Origin of the sequence: Hydrogenophaga sp. 2FB (genome assembly GCF_005503365.1) — a bacterium.
GTDB lineage: Bacteria > Pseudomonadota > Gammaproteobacteria > Burkholderiales > Burkholderiaceae_C > Hydrogenophaga.
The window spans coordinates 28,082-44,263 of record NZ_SCML01000020.1 but is presented as its reverse complement, the minus strand read 5'-3'; the positions used below and the strand labels follow the sequence as shown (position 1 = coordinate 44,263).

Below are 16,182 nucleotides of genomic sequence, written 5' to 3'. Positions count from 1 at the left end.
ACATAAGTCATTCTGATGAACGTAATGTTAGTTTAATTTCGCTTCACCAAGAACCCGATATTTTCGATACTGCGGCCATTCACCCTTCCTTCTCTGGAGCGGACCATGCAAGTCACGGTATTGGGCGCAGGCATCATCGGCATCAGCACAGCGTGGCACCTGCTGCAACGCGGGCACGACGTCACCCTGGTCGATCGGCAGGCTGATGCCGCGCTGGAAACCAGCTTCGCCAACGCGGCGCAGATTTCGGTGAGCTACTGCGAACCCTGGGCCAACAAGGACGCGCCGCTCAAGACGCTGAAGTGGATGTTCTCCGACGAGTCGCCGCTGCTGTTCCGCCCGCAGCTCGACTGGGACCAGTGGCGCTGGGGCCTGCAGTTCCTCGCGCAGTGCAACGACGCGGCCTTCGTGCGCAACGTGGCGCAACTCGTGGCGCTGGGCGCGTACAGCCATGCGGCGCTGAAGGACGTGGTGGCCGAGACGGGCATCGAATACAACCGCCTGGAACGCGGCATCGCGCACTACTACACCGACCAGAAAGCGTTCGATGGCGCGTCCGATGCCGCCGCTGTGATGCAGCGCTTTGGCGTGCAACGCCGCGTGGTCTCGCGCGATGAGCTGTTGAAGATCGAACCCGCGCTGAAGTCCTTTGGCGAGCGCATCGTCGGCGGCACCTTCACGAAGAGCGACGAGTCGGGCGATGCGCGCGTGTTCACGCAACAGCTCGCGGCCCGCTGCGGCCAGCGTGGCGCGCAACTGCTGTTCGGCCACGACATCGAGCGCATCGAAAGCGACGGCCGCGAGGTGCGCCAGGTGCGAGTGCGCGATCGCGCCATCGGTGCGGCGCGCGCGCTCAGGGCCGACGCGTTCGTGGTGGCCTGCGGCTCGTACTCCACGCCACTGCTCAAGTCGGTGGGCGTGCACGTGCCGATCTACCCCGGCAAAGGCTATAGCGCGACGCTGCCGCTGCTGCAGCCAGAGCGCGCGCCTTCGGTGAGCATGCTCGACGACCAGATGAAATGCGCCATCTCGCGCCTGGGCAATCAGTTGCGCGTGGCCGGCACCATCGAACTGGGCGGCTTCGATCTCTCGCTTGATACACCGCTGGCGCGCAAGCGCTGCGAGATGCTGGTGCGCCGCATCGAGCAGGTGTTCCCCGGCGTGGCCGACACGCGCACGCCCGAGCAAGGCGGCGACCCGCAATTCTGGTGTGGACTGCGCCCCGCCACGCCGACCAACATTCCGCTGATCGGCCGCACGAAGCTGCGCAAGCTCTGGATCAACGCCGGCCACGGCACGCTGGGCTGGACGCACGGCGCGGGCTCGGGCAAGGCGATGGCCGAACTCATCAGCGGCGAGCAGCCCGCGATGAACTTCGGCTTCCACGGCATGGACGCGGCACGCGCACGCCAGGCCACGCACGCCGCCCCGCTCACGAAGCCAGTGCGCGCATCTCGGTGATGAGATCGGATTTGCCTTCGAAGCCGATGCCCGGCAGCGGTGGCAAGGTCACGTAACCCTGCTCCACCTTCACGCCGTCGGGGAAACCGCCGTAAGGCCGGAACAGGTCCGGGTAGCTCTCGTTGCCGCCCAACCCAAGCCCCGCAGCAATGGCCAGCGACATCTGGTGGCCGCCGTGCGGGATGCAACGGCTGGGCGACCAGCCGTTTTCCTTGAGCATGTCGAGCGTGCGCAGGTACTCGACCAGGCCGTAGCTCAGCGCGCAGTCGAACTGCAGCCAGTCGCGGTCCGGGCGCATGCCGCCGTGGCGGATCAGGTTGCGCGCGTCCTGCATCGAGAACAGGTTTTCGCCCGTGGCCATCGGGCCCTGGTAGACCTCGCCGAGCCGGGCTTGCAGTTCGTAGTCGAGCGGGTCGCCGGCTTCTTCGTACCAGAACAGCGGGTACTGCGACATCGCCTTGCCGTAGTCGAGCGCGGTCTTGAGATCGAAGCGGCCGTTGGCGTCCACCGCGAGCTGCTGGCCCGGGCCGAGGATCTTCAGCACGGACTCGATGCGCTCGCAGTCGTCGGCGAGCGAGGCACCGCCGATCTTCATCTTCACCACCGAGTAACCGCGCGCCAGGTAACTCTCCATCTCCTTGCGCAGACCATCCAGGCCTTTGCCCGGGTAGTAGTAACCACCGGCGGCGTAAACGAACACGCGCGGGTTGGGCGTGCCGGTGCCGTAACGCTCGGCGAGCAGCTGGTACAGCGGCTTGCCGGCGATCTTGGCCACCGCGTCCCACACCGCCATGTCGATGGTGCCGACTGCCACCGAGCGCTCGCCGTGGCCGCCGGGCTTCTCGTTGATCATCATCTGTGCCCAGACCTTGTGCGGGTCAAGGTTGTCGCCGGTTTCATCGAGCAGGCTCGCCGGGTCGGCTTCGAGCACGCGCGGGCGAAAACGGTCGCGGATCAGGCCGCCCTGGCCGTAGCGGCCGTTGGAGTTGAAGCCGTAGCCGATCACCGGTTGGCCATCGCGGATCACGTCGGTGACCACGGCCACCAGGCTCAGGGTCATCTTCGAAAAATCGATGTAGGCGTTGCGGATGTCCGATTTGATCGGGCGGGTGGACTCGGCGATGTCGACGATTTTCATGCGGGCGTCTCGGGGTGGGTAAGGAATGGGTGGCATCATTTCCCACGGACCGCGACGCGTCCAATACCCGAAACGCATACATCTATCTGCGCGAAAGCACCTCCATCCATGGGCCCCGGCAACCGACCCCTCGACCTCGAATGGCTGGAGGATTTCCTCGTGCTGGCCGAGACCGGTAGCTTCTCGCGCGCGGCCAAGGCGCGCTTCATCGCGCAACCCGCGTTCAGCCGTCACATCCGCTCGCTCGAAGAGTGGACCGGCGTGGCCCTGTTCGACCGCAGCGCGCACCCCGCCGTGCTCACGCCGGCCGGTGAGCGCTTCAAGCCCTTGCTGGAAGACCTGCTGGGCCGTCTTGAGGCCGCGCGCCTCAAGACACGCGAGGCGCACGACGAGGCCGCCACCGGCCTGCGCTTCGCGGCCACGCACGTGCTGTCGTTCGCCTTCTTCCCCGGGTGGTTCTCGCGCCTGGAGCAGACGCTCGGGCCGCGCACGGTGCAGATGCATTCCAACAACCTCGAAGCCTGCGAAGACCTGATGCTGCAGCGCGGCGTGCACTTTCTGCTGTGCCACGGCCACCCGTCGGTGCCGGGGCGGCTGGAGGCGTCCGGCCACCCGATGCGCGCGGTGGGCCAGGACACGCTACTGCCGGTGGCCGCCGCGCAGGCCGATGGCACACCCGCGTTCCACCTGGATAGCGCGTCGGCCAAGGACGACCTGCCGATCCTCGCGTACCACCCTTCCGCCGGGCTCGGCCGCCTGCTGCAGACCGGCCTGCGTTCGCGGCTCGGTGGCGATGCGCCGCATCGCACGGTGTTCTCCGCGCACCATGCGGTGGTGCTCAAGACCATGGCGCTGGAGGGTCGGGGCATCGCCTGGCTGCCGCGCAGTCTGGTGGCCGCCGAATTGCAGAGCGGACAGCTGGCGGTGGCGGGTGGCGACAACTGGGCGCTGGACGTGCAGATCCGGCTGTACCGGCAGCCGGGCGAGATGACCGCGTCGGCCGAGGCGCTGTGGTCGCTGGTCAGCGGCGGCGCGAGTGGATGAAGGCTCAGGGCCTCAGCCGCTCGCCCATCCAGCCGTGCAGGTCCAGCCACATCTGGCGCATTTCCGAATCCAGCGGCGTGCGAAATCCGTTGGGCAATTCGACGGTGACCACCGGCATGCCCTGGTGCACGCCACCGTAGTGGCCGAGGCTGCCGGGGAAGATGCCGACCTGGTCGAGGAACAGGCGACCGAGCTTGGGCGGTGGCGCGCCCGGGCCATCGAAATCGAGCACGCCGTAGGGCGCGTGGATGCTCACGATCAGGTGCGGGTCGAAGCGCGCCATCTCTTCGTGCAGGAAGCGCGACTCGGGCTCCGACAGTGGCTTCGGCCCGGGCCAGCGGCGCGGGTCTTTGCGCGTGCGCTGTTCCCAATAGATCCTGGCGTCGCGTTCCCAGTTCGGCGTGGGGAAGTTGCGGTTCAGGTCGACGCCGTTGGCGTTGGTGCGCCGCGCGGGACGCACCAGGAGGCCATCGGGGTTGAGCACGGGAAGGAAGCGCCAGTGTGCGTTGGCGGGTGCCTGGACCGCGAGCTGGATCCAGTGCAGCGCGACCGCCGCCGAGGACAGCTCGTCGCCGTGCATGGCGCCGATGACCAGCACGCGCAACTTCGCATCGGGGGCCGCCACGTCGCGCGCGTACAGCGTGCGCCCTTTCACCGAGCGGCCGGTGGTGGCGCGCAGCGCCGCCGCGTCGCACAGCGGGCGTTTCAGGTTGGGCAGGCGCGCCACCAGGGCCGCGCAGGGGTTCTCCGTGGCCACGGTGCGGTGGTGCGCGGGACCGCGCAAGGGCGACGCCGCGAAGGCGCTCGTTGCCAACAGCAAACCGCCCAGCGCAATGGTCAGCGACGGGTGGCGGCGAGGCAGTGGGGCACAGTGCATCGCCGCATTCTAGGCACCGACCTTCAGTCGTCTTTCTCGCCCGCCTCGTACAGCGTCTCGCGGCCCATGCGATCGAGGATGAGTTCGGCCGTCCACGGCAGCATGAGCGCGCCGCAGCGGCTGTCGCGGTACAGGCGTTCCAGGGGCAGGTGCTTCATCATGCTCTGGCCGCCGCAGGTGCGCAGGGCCAGGCGCGCGATGTCGTTGGCGCCTTCCATCACGCTGTAGTGCGCGGCGTACAGGCGCAGTTTCTGATCCTTCGACGGGTTGGGTTGGGCCTCGGCGATGGCGCGCGCGAAGAGGCTCTTCATGCTCTCCAGCTGGATGCGCATCTGCGCCACCGCGATCTGCTTGGTGGGGTACTGCCGGCGCTTCACGGGCGGTTCGCCCTCAACTTCGCCCCGCAGGTACTTCACCGTGAAGTCGTAGGCCGCGGTGGCCACGCCGAGGTAGGTGGGCGCGAGCGTGAAGAACATGGCGGGCCAGGTCTGCGCGCCCTTGAAGTAGATGCCGCGTGGCATGAGCTGCTCGGCGTCGCTCACGAACACGTCCTGGAACGCGAGGTTGCGGCTGACGGTGCCGCGCATGCCGAGCGGGTCCCACTCGCCGCTGATGGAGAAGCCCGCGCTGGTGGCGGGCACGCTGATGTAGAGCGTGTCGCGCGCGTCGGGGTGGTGGTCGCCCTTGTCTTCGGTGCAAAGGATGCCGTAGTAGTCGGCAGCGCCCGAGAGGCTGGCGAAAATCTTGCGACCGTTGACGAGCCAGCCGCCTTCCACTTTTCTCGCGGTGGTGCCGAAGGGCGCACGGCCCGCGGCGGCGGCGCTGCCTTCGCTGAAGGGTTGGGCGTAGACCGCGCCGTCGTCCACGATGCGCTTGAAATGCAGCTCGCGGCGCGCCAGGTGCTCGGCGCGTTGGGCGTCGGTCATGGCGATGCCGTCGGCCAGCACGCCGGTCCACATGGTGCTGCAGATGTGCATGTTCCAGGTGAGCGCGGTGGCGCCGCAGAAGCGGCCGATCTCGGCCGCCACCATCATGTAGGTGGCGTAGTCGGCGCCCAGGCCACCGTGCGCCGTGGGCACGCAGAGCTTGAGGAAGCCGGCCTCGCGCAGGTCGTCGTAGTTGGCGAACGGGAAGCTGGCCTCGCGGTCCCACTGCGCGGCGCGCGCGGCGAAGCGGTCGCGACCGAGCGCGTGGGCCCTGGCGAGCAGATCGCGTTGCAAAGGCGTGAACGGCAGGTCGCCCACGGCGGGGGTGAAGCTGAGGGAAGGCAAGGCGTCCATGGCGGTGTTCCGTGGTCAGGTCGGTGGTCGAACGGGGTCTCAGTCGGTGCGGGCGCCCAGGGAGGTCAACACGCCGCGCCACAGCGCATCGGTTTCGCGCGACGGCCCTTCGGTCGCCGCGCCGGCCGGGTGCTCCCACACCGAGGTGATCACCATCACGGTGCGGCTGGCCGGCTGCACGTACAGGCGCTGCCCGTGCACACCCTGCATCACGAACGTGCGCTCCTTCATGGGCAACACCCAGAACTGGTGGCCATAGCCGAAATACGGCGTGGCGCGTCCGGGCTTCAAGGCAGCGGGCAGTTGCGCGGCGTCCGTGCCCGCGAGCAGGTAGTCGCGCGGCACGACCTGGCGCCCTGCCACCTGGCCGTCTTCGGCCAGCAGCGCGCCGAGCCGACCCCAATCGCGCAGGCTCGCGTTGAAGAAGCCGAACGCACCTTCCTGGCCATCGGCGCCCGTGCGCCAGAACGCTTCGTGCTCGGCGCCCATCGGCTCCCACAACCACGACTGCGTCAGCCCCGCCAGGCTTCTCCCGGTGGCGCCGCGCAGCGCGTAGCCGAGCACCTCGGTCTCGGCGCTGGCGTACACGAACCGCTCACCTTCGGGCGCGTGCCGCTGCTGGATCGTCTTCAACACGGCCATCGAACCTTGCGGATCGGCCACGAAAGCGCGGCCCATCCGCATCACGTCGTCGTTGCCGTCGTAGCGCTCCGTGAACGTCAGGCCCGAGGACATGTTGAGCAAATGCCGCAGGCTGGTGGCGCCATAAGGTGTGCCCGCGAGGTCTTTGGCGTACTTCTCGGCGGGGTCGTCCAGCGAAGCGATCAGCCCCTGCGCGTGCGCCACGCCCACCAGCAGAGAGACCACGCTCTTGGCCATGGAGAACGACACAAAGCGCGCCGTGGGTGGCCGCGCGTAGCGGTAGCGCTCGGCCACGACCTGCCCGTCCTTCAGGATGAGCAGGCCCGTGGCGCGCTGGCGGTCGAGGTACTCGTCGATCGAATAGCCGAGGTTGCGGTAGCGGTAGCGCAGGGCCGGCGGCTGCGCCATCGGCGGCAGCGGGCGCACCTGCGACGACGGCGCGACGCGGTTGACCCGCACGCCAGGCACCTGGTCCAGGGCGGACCACGACCCCACGCGGTAGGGGTTTCGCGCCCAGGTCTGGATGCTGCCGACCGGATAGCCCTGCCCCTGGCCGAGCAAGGCTTCGTCGGGCTCGGCGAGGCTTGCGCCCGCGCCCAGCAAGAGGATGGCCATCACGCTGGTCTGCAAACGTTTCATGGCCTTCTCCTTGCGCGCGGCGGGTGAGGTCAATGCACGGCGCGCGTCTGCGCCAGGAAATCGAGCAACAACCCGTCGAATTCTTCGGGTGCTTCCAGGTTCATCAGGTGGCCAATGCCCTTGAGTTCGGCGTAGTGCGCGTGCGTTATGGCTTGCGCCATCTGCTGCATCACGGCCGGCGCGGCGACGCGGTCGAACTCGCCGCCGACGAGCAGCGTGGGCACGCCGATGCGGCCCAGGGCGGACTGGCGGTCGAAGGTGACGAGGCAGTCCAGCGCGCGGCGGTAGGTGGCCGCGGGCACGCCCGCCATGCAATGCTCGGCCAGCCGCAGGCCTTCGGGCAGCGCGCCCGGGCCGACCATTTGCGGCACCAGCTTTTGCGCCACGTCGGCCATGCTCTGGCCTGCGTCCAGCGGCGCGGTGCGCTGCGCGATGAACTGCTGCGCCCACGCGTCGGCGCTGCGGCCGTCGGTGCGCTTGCCGAACGCGGCCGATGTGCCGCACAGCACCAGCCGGCTCACGCGCTCCGGCCAGCGCGCCACTACCTCTTGCGCCACCATGCCGCCCATGCTGTGGCCGAGCAGCACCACGTGTTCGCACTGCAAGGCGTCGATGAGGTCGAGGCAGCTCTGCGCCAGGCCCTTGAAGGTGTAGGGCTCGATGGGCGCGCTGTGGCCATAGCCGGGCATGTCCCAGGCCACCGCGCGGTAGCCGGCATTGGCCAGCGTTTCCACCTGCGGCGCGAACGCGACGTGTCCGCCCCCGATGCCGTGCAACATCAACACGGTGGGGCCGCTGCCCAGGGTCGTGAACTTCGGGATCATGCGGCCACCACCTGACCGGCGTCGATCACCGTGGCGCCGTCGAGCTGCACCGTGCAGTGGCGCAAGGGAAAGTCGAAATGCCCGCGTGTGTGCCGGCCCGCGACTTCGTTCGCGCCGGTGCTGTAGAGAAAGTTGCCGGCGAAGGCGCGCAGCTCGGTGCCGTTGAAATCGCGCTTGTCGTAGAGCGCCATGCTGTCCCAGCGCGCGGCGTCGTTCAATCCATATCCGATGTGGCTCACCGCGTAGGCTTCCTTTTCGTTCCAGGCCGCGTAATGGCTGCGCAGCAGCTCGGCGTCCACGCCGCTGCCGTCGATGCGCGTGACGTGGTCGTTCTCGATGGTGAGCGTGATCGCGCGTTCGACGTAGCGCTTGAAGGTGAGGTTGACATCGCCCTCGGCCAGCACCAGCGTGCCGTTCACGCTGCCGGCCGCGGGGAATGCCAGCACCAGGCCACCGGGCCAGTGCGTGAGCGTGCCGGGGCGCGTGGTGCTGCCCCAGTTCCCGCCGGCCACCGCGCCCTGCAGCGAGATGCTCAGGTCGGTGCCCGCGGCCGACGTGACACGCATGGTCCTGGCGCCGCGCAGGCGCTTCACATGGTCTTTCACGCGCGCTTCGGTGGCGTCGTCGGGCAGCAGGCGCATCAGCGCCTCGGGGTGTTCGTTGCTCACGTAGACGATGCGCGGCTGCGCGCTGCCATTGCCTTTCAGAATCGCCGGCAGCTCGGGCGCGTGCATCAGGCCCTCGACCGTGCAGTCCAGCACCAGCGTGCAGCCCGCCAATGCCGCGATGACGGGCGCGAGCTGCTGGATGACGGGGCTGGCGCCCGTGGAGCGCGACACCGGCTCGCCCGCTGCGGCGAACACCGACGGCAGCGTGAGCGTGAAGGTGCGCGCGCCCACGCGGGCCGCCGCCAACTGCGCCAGCGCCAGCAAAACCGGCCGGCTCTGGGTTTCACCGAGAATGGCCACCGTGTCGCCGGGCTGCACAGCGCAGCGGCGCAGCACGGTTTCGAAGGCGTCGATCCAGGCGGGTTCTGTCCGCTCCTGCAGCATGGGCTTGTCTCCTTGTCGCCCCATTATTCATGAATTTTCATGTAAATTCCAACCATGTCCCCTGCCCGTTCCGCTGGCCTGCAGGCCCGCCCTCCCGATTTTTCGGCGCTGGAATTCCGCGCTTCATTGGGCATGTTCGCCACGGGGGTGACGATCGTGACGGCGCGCACCGACAGCGGTGAGCTCGTCGGCCTGACCGCCAATTCGTTCAACTCCGTGTCGCTGTCGCCCCCGCTGGTGCTCTGGAGCCTGGCGCGTGCGGCGGGTTCGATGGCCGCGTTTTCCAACGGCCGCCACTACGCGATCAACGTGCTCGCCGCTGACCAGCAGGCGCTGGCCGAACAGTTCGCCGCGCGCGGCACCGACCGCTGGGCCGGCGTGGGTTTCACCGGCGGCGCCAGCGGCGCGCCGCTGCTCGATGGCGCGGCCGCGACGTTCGAATGCTTCAACCGCAGCCAGTACGCCGAGGGCGACCACGTGATCTTCGTGGGCGAGGTGGAACGCTGCAACCACCGGCCCGAGGCCTCGCCCCTGCTGTTCCATGGGGGGCGCTTCTACACCGAGCATCCGTTGTGAGCAGCCGAGCCGAGCCGCCGCCTGGCCGCCCCAAGGCGGATCAGCCCCCGCAGGGGGCAGCGGCGGAGCATGGGGGCACGACTCGCTTCGTGAACGACTACCTGGGCTACCTCCTGGGCCAGGCGAACCACGCCTTGTTCAAGGACTTCGACGCCGTGGTGCGCGAGGCCGGACTGAGCAGTATCGAATGGCGCGTGCTGGCCACCCTCAGCGCACAGCCGCCCATGCCGGTGGGCCAGCTGGCGTTCGAGGTGCTGAGCCAGCAACCCACCGTGACCAAACTCGTGCAGCGCCTGGCCGCCCAAGGCTGGGTGACGCTGCGCGACGACCCGGCCGACCAGCGCCGCACGCTGGTGAGCATCACCGCGGCCGGGCAGAAGAAGGTGACGCCGCTGATCGCGCAGGCGCGCGAGCACGAGGCCGCGGCGCTGGGCACATTGAGCGCGGCCGAGGTGCGTCGGCTCAAAGCGCAACTGCGCCGGCTCGCGCAACCCAAGCCCCTGTGACAGACGGGGCCACCACGCACACCGACAATCGCCCGCATGACCACACCGCCCCAGCGCAAGAACCACCTCGACGCCCTCGCGATCACCCTGCTCGTGGTCTGCTGCGCCTTCTGGGGCTTTCAGCAGATCCTGATCAAGTTCGCGGTGGCGGAGATTCCACCGCTGTGGCAGGCGTCCATCCGCATGGTGGGCGCCACCGCGCTGCTCTGGGCCTGGTGCGCGGCGCGCGGCGTGCCGCTGTTCCAGCGCGACGGCACCTTGCGCGCTGGTGTGCTGGCCGGCTTGTTGTTCGCGGGCGAGTTCTGCTTCATCTACCTGGGCCTGATGCACACCAGCGCCTCGCGCCTGACGGTGTTCCTTTACACCAGCCCTTTCGTGGTGGCGATCCTGCTGCCGCGCGTGGTACCCGGCGAGCGGCTGCGCCAGGTGCAGTGGATCGGCCTGACGCTGGCCTTCATCGCCGTGGCCATCGCCTTCAGCGAAGGCTTCCTGCACAGCTCGCCGGCGGTGGGCCAATGGCGCGGCGACCTGATGGGGCTGGCGGCGGGCCTGCTCTGGGGCCTGACCACGCTGACCATCCGCGCCACGCGGCTCAGCTCGGCCAGCGCGGAAAAAACCCTGTTCTACCAACTCGGCGTCACGGCCCTGGTGGCGCCGGTGATCTCGCTGGCGTTGGGCGAGCGCTGGGGTTTCGACTACTCCGCAATGGCCTGGGGCTCGGTGGCACTGCAAACGGTGATCGGCGCGTTCGCCAGTTACCTCGCCTGGATGTGGATGCTGCGCCACTACCCGGCCACGCAGATGTCGACCTTCACCTTCCTCACGCCCGTGTTCGCGCTGGTGTTCGGCGTGGTGCTGCTGGGCGAGCCGCTCACGCCGCAGCTGGTGGTGGCGCTGGTCGGGGTGGCGGTGGGGATCGTGCTGGTGTCGAAGCGCTGAGGGGCCTATGTAAGTCCCTCGTCAGTCCAGCGCGTGAGGATTTCGGCCGCTCGCTCATTCCGCGATGGCGCAGCGCCCCAAAGCGGCGACAAGGAGAGTCCAGGTGCTACCCAAACTCATCGCCGCGTTGTCGGCGGTCGCGCTGCTCTTTCCGATGCTGTTCTTCACCTTCGCATCGCCACCCTTGCTGATCCTCAAACACGACACGCCGCAAGACGCGCGTTTCATTCGGGGGCTGTTCCACCACTACTACACCGTGATCGCGATCGCCGCCAGCATCGGCGCGTTGGCGCAGATCGCGATCGGCCGCATCGGGTTGTCCCTGGCCATGGCCGGTGTGGCCGCGTTGGCGTTTTCGCTGCACCGCTGGGTCATCCCGCGCATGGACGCGCTGCGGGAGCGGATCAACAGCGGCGACGCCACCGCGATCGCTCAGTTTCGGCGGTTGCACCTCACGGGCATGCTGCTCAACGTCGTGCAGGTGGGCGTGGTGGCCTGGGGCGTGGTCAAGCTGTTCACGCTGTGATGCTCAGGCGCCCCGTGCCGCCGCGAACCTCACATACCAGTCCAGGCTCCCCGGATTGGCCATCGCCTCGCGGTTGATGACTTTCTCCAGCGGCTGGCCGAGCAGCAGTTTCTTGATCGGCAGTTCCTGCTTCTTGCCGGAAAGCGTGCGCGGAATCTCGGCCACCTGGAAGATGGCGTTGGGCACGAAGCGCGGTGACAGCGCGGTCTTGATGCTGTCGTTGATGCGCTGCTGCGTGGCGGCGTCGAGCGTGAGTCCTTCGCGCAGCACCACGAACAGCGGCATGTAGCTCTCGCGCCCCAGGTACTCGAGGTCGACCACCATCGAGTCCATCACCTCGGGCAGGGCCTCCACCGCGCTGTAAAGCTCGCTCGTGCCCATGCGCAGGCCATGGCGGTTGATGGTGGCGTCGGAGCGGCCATAGATCACGCACGAGCCGTCGGTGTGGATGCGCAGCCAGTCGCCGTGGCGCCAGACCGCGCCGGCCTCGGCGTCGAGGTCACCGCCGCCGGGCTTGCGGCCCTGGCCGGGTGGGTAGGCGTCGAAGTAGCTGCCGATCAAACGCCGGTTGTCCGGGTCGCCCACGAAGTACAGCGGCATCGACGGGATGGGCTGCGCGCACACGAGCTCGCCCACCTCGTCGATCACCGGCTGGCCCTGTTCGTTCCACGCCTCGACCGCGCAGCCCAGCAGGCGGCATTGCATGCGCCCGGGTGTTTGCGGCAACTCGCGGTGGCCGCCGATGAAGGCACCGGCGAAGTCCGTGCCGCCGCTGATGTTGCACCACCAGATGTCCTGCTGCGCCGCGCTGCGCGCGATGCGGCGGAACTGCGCCGTGCCCCAGCGCTGAGCGTCCTCCGACAGTGGAGATCCCGTGGTGCCGAGCGCGCGCACGGCCGAAAGATCGCCACACGCCGCGAGGTCCACGCCCGACTTGAGGCAGTTGGCAAAAAACGCCGCGCCGGCCCCGAAGAAGGTCACGCCCTGCTCGGCCGCGAAGCGCCACAGCGTGGTCCAGTCGGGCTTGTCCTTGCTGCCGCCGGGGTTGCCGTCGTAGATCACGCAGGTGGTGCCGTTGAGCAGGCCGCTGGTCTGCGCGTTCCACATCACCCAGCCGGTGGAGCTGTACCAGTGGAAGCGCTCGCCCCAGCTGTTGGGCTGGTAGCTGCAGCCCACGTCGTTGTGCAGGTTCTTCAACGCCAGGCCGACGATCAGGGTGCCGCCATGGCCGTGCACGATGGGCTTGGGCAGGCCGGTGGTGCCGCTGGAATAGACGATCCACAGCGGGTGGTCGAACGGCAGCCACACGGGTTCGAAGGCGGCGGTGGCGGCATCGTCGCGCGCGGTCGCCGCGGCAAAGCTCGCGCAAGGCGCGGCGGCTTGCAGCGCCGCGGCCTGCGCCGCTGCGTCCTCGGCCAGGTTGGTGTGCATCACCACGTGGCGCACCGTGGGCAAGGCCGCGCGCAACTCGGCCACCACGCCCAGCCGCTCGTGGTCGCGCCCGGCGTAGGTCACGCCATCGCAGGCGATCAGCACCACCGGTTCGATCTGGCGAAAGCGGTCGAGCACGGCGTTCGTGCCCATGTCGGGCGCGCAGATGCTCCACACCGCACCGAGCGACACCGTGGCCAGGAAGGCCACCATCGCTTCCGGAATGTTCGGCAGGTAGGCCGCCACGCGGTCGCCCGGTTGCACGCCTTGCGCCTGCAGGTGCTGCGCGAGCGAGGCCACCTGGCGGCGCAACTCGGGCCAGCTCAATTCAACCTGCCGGCCCTTTTCGTTGCGGCTGACGACGGCCGCAAAACCGGCCTCGTGCGCGGGCTGCGCGTGGCGAAACACCTGCTGCGCGTAGTTCACGCGCGCGCCGGTGAACCACTGCGCGCCGGGCATCACGTTTTTCGCCAGCACGGCGGTGTGCGGCGTGGGCGACTGCAGTTCGAAGTAGTCCCAGATGCTTTGCCAGAAGCCGTCGAGGTCGGTGGTAGACCAACGCCAGAGCGCGTCGTAGCTGTCGAAGTGCAGGCCGCGGTGTTCGGCGAGCCATTGTTGGTACAGGCGGATCTGGGGGACGTGGGGCGCGTTCATGGTCTGAGCTTAGACCGCGGCCGAGTGCGCCACGCCTAGGGTTTTTGCGGTTGTCCGGCGTTGCATGGGCGAGACCGCCCACCAGGGTTTGTACGGGTGTTCAACATTTTTGTACAAGTGTTCAATATCGCCATGCCCACCGCCCGCAAGACCGCGCCATCCACCGCCGCTCGCCGAAAGAGCGATGCCGCCCCGCGCCCGGACCGGCAGCAGGCCATCCTGCTCGCGGCCGAGAAGTTGTTTGCGCAGCGCGGCTACCACGGCGTGACGATCCGTCAGATCGCCGAAGAGGCGGGCGTGCCGCTGGCGCTGGTGGCCTATTACTACGGGCCGAAACAGGACCTCTTCCACGCCGTCTTCGCGAGCTGGGGCCATACCATCGAAGAGCGGCTGAGCGCGCTGGACGTGGCCGCGCAGAACCCGGCCGATCCGCAGACGCTCACGCGCATCGTCGAAGCCTTTGTCGACCCGGTGATCCGCATGCGTTCCAGTCCCGAGGGGCAGTTCTACGCGCAGCTCGTGGGCCGCGAGCTGGCCTACAACAGCGAAGAAGCCGAGCGCGTCCTGCACGATTTCTTCGATCCGCTGGCGCACCGCTTCATCGACGCCATCCACACCGCCCTGCCCCACAGCACGCGCGCCGACGTGGCCTGGGGCTACCAGTTCGCGCTCGGCGCCTTGCTGCACCACCTGGTGGACAACCGCGTCGAGCGCCTCTCGCACCACCAGAACCGCGCCAACGACCCGGCCGCCGCCGAGCGCCTGGTGCGCTTCATCGTCGGTGGTCTGCGCGCCGCGCTGCCCGCCCCGCCCCCCACACGTTCGCCATCCACACCCAAAAGGAGACCCACATGAAACGACGCACCGCCCTGGCCGCACTGGCCAGCGTTCCCGCAGCCCTGAGCCTGCCGGCCTTCGCGCAGAGCAACACCCGGATCGTGTTCGGCTACACCGCCGTGACCGACTTCGCCTCGGTGTTCGTGGCCGCCGAGAACGGCTACTTCAAGAAGCGCGCGCTCGACGTGGAACTGAAATTCATCCCGATCAACTCCACCATCCCCGCGGCCGTGCAGGCCGACTCGCTGCAGATCGGCGGCCCCACGCCCAGCGTGTTCCTGCAGTCGGTCGACGGCGGGCTGGACCACGTGGCCGTGGCCGGCGCGGGCGTGACCTCGAAGAACATCACCGCCTTTGGCCTGATCGCCAAGGCTGGCAGCGGCATCCGCAGCGCCAAGGACTGCGTGGGCAAGAAGATCGGCGTGCCGGGCCTGGGCGCCTTCCTGCACGTGACCTTCCGCGCCTGGCTCAAGGACCAGGGCGTGGACTACAGGAAGGTGAACTTCGTCGAAGCCGCCTTCCCGCAGCACGGCGACCTGCTGCGCGGCGGTTCGGTGGATGCCGTGGTCAGCGCCGACCCGTTCATGAGCCGCATCACCGACACCGGCGTGGGCTACGTGGCCTCGTACTACTCGACCTTCCTGCCGGAGGGCCAGCCCACCATCATCCACGTGGCCAAACGCGACTGGGTGGCCAAGAACCCGGCCGCCGCGCGCGGCTTCCGCGAAGCGGTGCAGGAAGCCGCCGCCTTCATGGTGCAGCCGAAGAACGACGCCACCGTGCGCGCGGCCATCGGCAAGTACATCAAGCTGCCACCCGAGGTGCTCGCCAAGGCGCAGATTTCGCCGCCCGCGCCAGTGGTGACCGAGAAGCAGCTCACCTACTGGGTCAACCTCATGAAGGACCAGGACATGCTCAAGTCGCTGCCCGACGTTGCGCGCCTGATCGCCAAGTGAAGCACGCCGAACACCACGCGTCCGCTCCCGCGATGACCGACACCGTTCTGCACTTTGACGGCGTGGCCATCGAACTGGGCGGCCGCCAGATCCTCTCGCCGATCGACCTCACGGTGAAACGCGGCGAGTTCGTCTGCGTGATCGGCCCGTCGGGCTGCGGCAAGACCACGCTGCTGCGCGCCGCCGCGGGCTTCGTGACGCCGAGCCACGGCAGTGTGCGCCGCAAGGGCGCGGCCATCACCGGCCCCAGCCGCGAAGTGGCCTTCGTGTTCCAGGACTACGGGCGCGCCCTGCTGCCCTGGCGCACGGTGCAGGCCAACGTGAGCCTGGCGCTGGAAGCGGCGAACGTGCCCACGGCCGAGCGGCCCGCGCGCATCGCGCATGTGCTGAAGACGGTGGGGCTGAGCGCGCACGCGCAGAAGTTTCCGGCACAGCTTTCGGGTGGCATGCAGCAGCGCGTGCAGATCGCGCGCTGCCTCGCGCAGCGGCCCGACGTGATGATGATGGACGAGCCCTTCGGCGCACTCGACGCGATGACGCGCGAGACGCTGCAGGACGAACTCGCGCGCCTGGTGCGCGAGGAAGGCCTGACCGTGATGTTCGTGACGCACGACCTGGAAGAGGCGCTGTACCTGGGCGACCGCGTGATCGCCCTGCGCGCCAATCCCACGGCCGAAGCGCCCAGCCTGGCCGCGTTGATCGACGTGCCGCTGCCGCAACCGCGCGACCAGCTCAGCACCAAAGAGCATCCGGAATTTTTGCGCCTGCGCCGCGAGCTGTACCACTACCTGGGACATTGA

Annotated in this window: 16 protein-coding genes; 9 read left to right on the top strand and 7 right to left on the bottom strand. The window is 68.6% G+C overall.

Annotation, left to right across the window (positions count from 1 at the left end; translation table 11 throughout):
* The first annotated feature begins 105 nt into the window (after positions 1 to 105).
* Positions 106 to 1,461 carry a D-amino acid dehydrogenase gene (locus FFS09_RS13465; protein WP_137919401.1) on the top strand — a complete coding sequence of 452 codons (1,356 nt, stop codon included), beginning with the start codon at positions 106 to 108 and terminating at the stop codon, positions 1,459 to 1,461.
* Here FFS09_RS13465 and FFS09_RS13460 read toward each other — a convergent pair.
* Positions 1,433 to 2,599, bottom strand: coding sequence for a mandelate racemase/muconate lactonizing enzyme family protein (locus FFS09_RS13460; RefSeq protein WP_137919400.1), 1,167 nt, complete (start codon positions 2,597 to 2,599; stop codon positions 1,433 to 1,435). The two genes, FFS09_RS13465 and FFS09_RS13460, sit on opposite strands and share 29 nt — an antisense overlap.
* A gap of 108 nt (positions 2,600 to 2,707) precedes the next feature.
* Between FFS09_RS13460 and FFS09_RS13455 the strand changes: the two genes are divergently transcribed.
* A complete protein-coding gene (locus tag FFS09_RS13455) occupies positions 2,708 to 3,643 on the top strand; it encodes a LysR family transcriptional regulator (RefSeq protein WP_137919399.1) in 936 nt (311 codons plus the stop codon).
* Positions 3,644 to 3,647: 4 nt separating this feature from the next.
* Here the strand turns inward: FFS09_RS13455 and FFS09_RS13450 are convergent, their stop codons facing one another.
* Genes FFS09_RS13450 through FFS09_RS13430 form a run of 5 tightly spaced genes read right to left on the bottom strand, consistent with a single transcriptional unit; the run spans position 3,648 to position 8,957 of the window.
* Positions 3,648 to 4,520, bottom strand: coding sequence for a M14 family zinc carboxypeptidase (locus FFS09_RS13450; protein ID WP_137919398.1), 873 nt, complete (start codon positions 4,518 to 4,520; stop codon positions 3,648 to 3,650).
* Between the two features lie 23 nt (positions 4,521 to 4,543).
* Positions 4,544 to 5,791 carry an acyl-CoA dehydrogenase family protein gene (locus tag FFS09_RS13445; protein WP_137919454.1) on the bottom strand — a complete coding sequence of 416 codons (1,248 nt, stop codon included), beginning with the start codon at positions 5,789 to 5,791 and terminating at the stop codon, positions 4,544 to 4,546.
* Between the two features lie 48 nt (positions 5,792 to 5,839).
* A complete protein-coding gene (locus FFS09_RS13440; protein WP_137919397.1) occupies positions 5,840 to 7,081 on the bottom strand; it encodes a serine hydrolase domain-containing protein in 1,242 nt (413 codons plus the stop codon).
* Positions 7,082 to 7,110: 29 nt separating this feature from the next.
* Positions 7,111 to 7,905, bottom strand: a complete 795-nt coding sequence (locus tag FFS09_RS13435) for an alpha/beta fold hydrolase (protein WP_137919396.1) — start codon at positions 7,903 to 7,905, stop codon at positions 7,111 to 7,113.
* Positions 7,902 to 8,957, bottom strand: a complete 1,056-nt coding sequence (locus FFS09_RS13430) for a 2,5-dihydroxypyridine 5,6-dioxygenase NicX family protein (RefSeq protein WP_137919395.1) — start codon at positions 8,955 to 8,957, stop codon at positions 7,902 to 7,904. The genes FFS09_RS13435 and FFS09_RS13430 overlap by 4 nt, the downstream gene beginning before the upstream one ends.
* Positions 8,958 to 9,011: 54 nt before the next feature.
* Between FFS09_RS13430 and FFS09_RS13425 the strand changes: the two genes are divergently transcribed.
* From FFS09_RS13425 to FFS09_RS13410, 4 genes are all read left to right on the top strand, one after another.
* Positions 9,012 to 9,533, top strand: a complete 522-nt coding sequence (locus tag FFS09_RS13425; RefSeq protein ID WP_137919394.1) for a flavin reductase family protein — start codon at positions 9,012 to 9,014, stop codon at positions 9,531 to 9,533.
* An 89-nt stretch (positions 9,534 to 9,622) separates the two neighbouring features.
* Positions 9,623 to 10,039, top strand: a complete 417-nt coding sequence (locus FFS09_RS13420; RefSeq protein ID WP_252374360.1) for a MarR family winged helix-turn-helix transcriptional regulator — start codon at positions 9,623 to 9,625, stop codon at positions 10,037 to 10,039.
* A 36-nt stretch (positions 10,040 to 10,075) separates the two neighbouring features.
* On the top strand, positions 10,076 to 10,978 hold the full coding sequence (locus FFS09_RS13415; protein ID WP_137919392.1) for a DMT family transporter: 903 nt from the start codon (positions 10,076 to 10,078) through the stop codon (positions 10,976 to 10,978).
* A gap of 103 nt (positions 10,979 to 11,081) precedes the next feature.
* On the top strand, positions 11,082 to 11,504 hold the full coding sequence (locus FFS09_RS13410; RefSeq protein ID WP_137919391.1) for a hypothetical protein: 423 nt from the start codon (positions 11,082 to 11,084) through the stop codon (positions 11,502 to 11,504).
* 3 nt (positions 11,505 to 11,507) lie between these two features.
* On the opposite strand, the gene FFS09_RS13405 is transcribed toward FFS09_RS13410, so the two are convergent.
* Positions 11,508 to 13,589 (bottom strand): acetoacetate--CoA ligase, encoded by a 2,082-nt coding sequence (locus FFS09_RS13405; RefSeq protein ID WP_137919390.1) that lies wholly within the window; start codon positions 13,587 to 13,589, stop codon positions 11,508 to 11,510.
* Positions 13,590 to 13,721: 132 nt separating this feature from the next.
* Between FFS09_RS13405 and FFS09_RS13400 the strand changes: the two genes are divergently transcribed.
* From FFS09_RS13400 to FFS09_RS13390, 3 genes are read left to right on the top strand one after another with little or no spacing between them, the layout of a single operon-like run.
* Positions 13,722 to 14,444: a TetR/AcrR family transcriptional regulator gene (locus FFS09_RS13400; RefSeq protein WP_137919389.1), complete on the top strand. Its 723-nt coding sequence runs from the start codon at positions 13,722 to 13,724 to the stop codon at positions 14,442 to 14,444.
* Positions 14,441 to 15,382, top strand: a complete 942-nt coding sequence (locus tag FFS09_RS13395) for an ABC transporter substrate-binding protein (protein ID WP_137919388.1) — start codon at positions 14,441 to 14,443, stop codon at positions 15,380 to 15,382. Before FFS09_RS13400 ends, FFS09_RS13395 begins: the two co-directional genes overlap by 4 nt.
* Before the next feature lie 32 nt (positions 15,383 to 15,414).
* Complete coding sequence (locus tag FFS09_RS13390) at positions 15,415 to 16,182, top strand: ABC transporter ATP-binding protein (RefSeq protein ID WP_137919387.1); 768 nt, start codon at positions 15,415 to 15,417, stop codon at positions 16,180 to 16,182.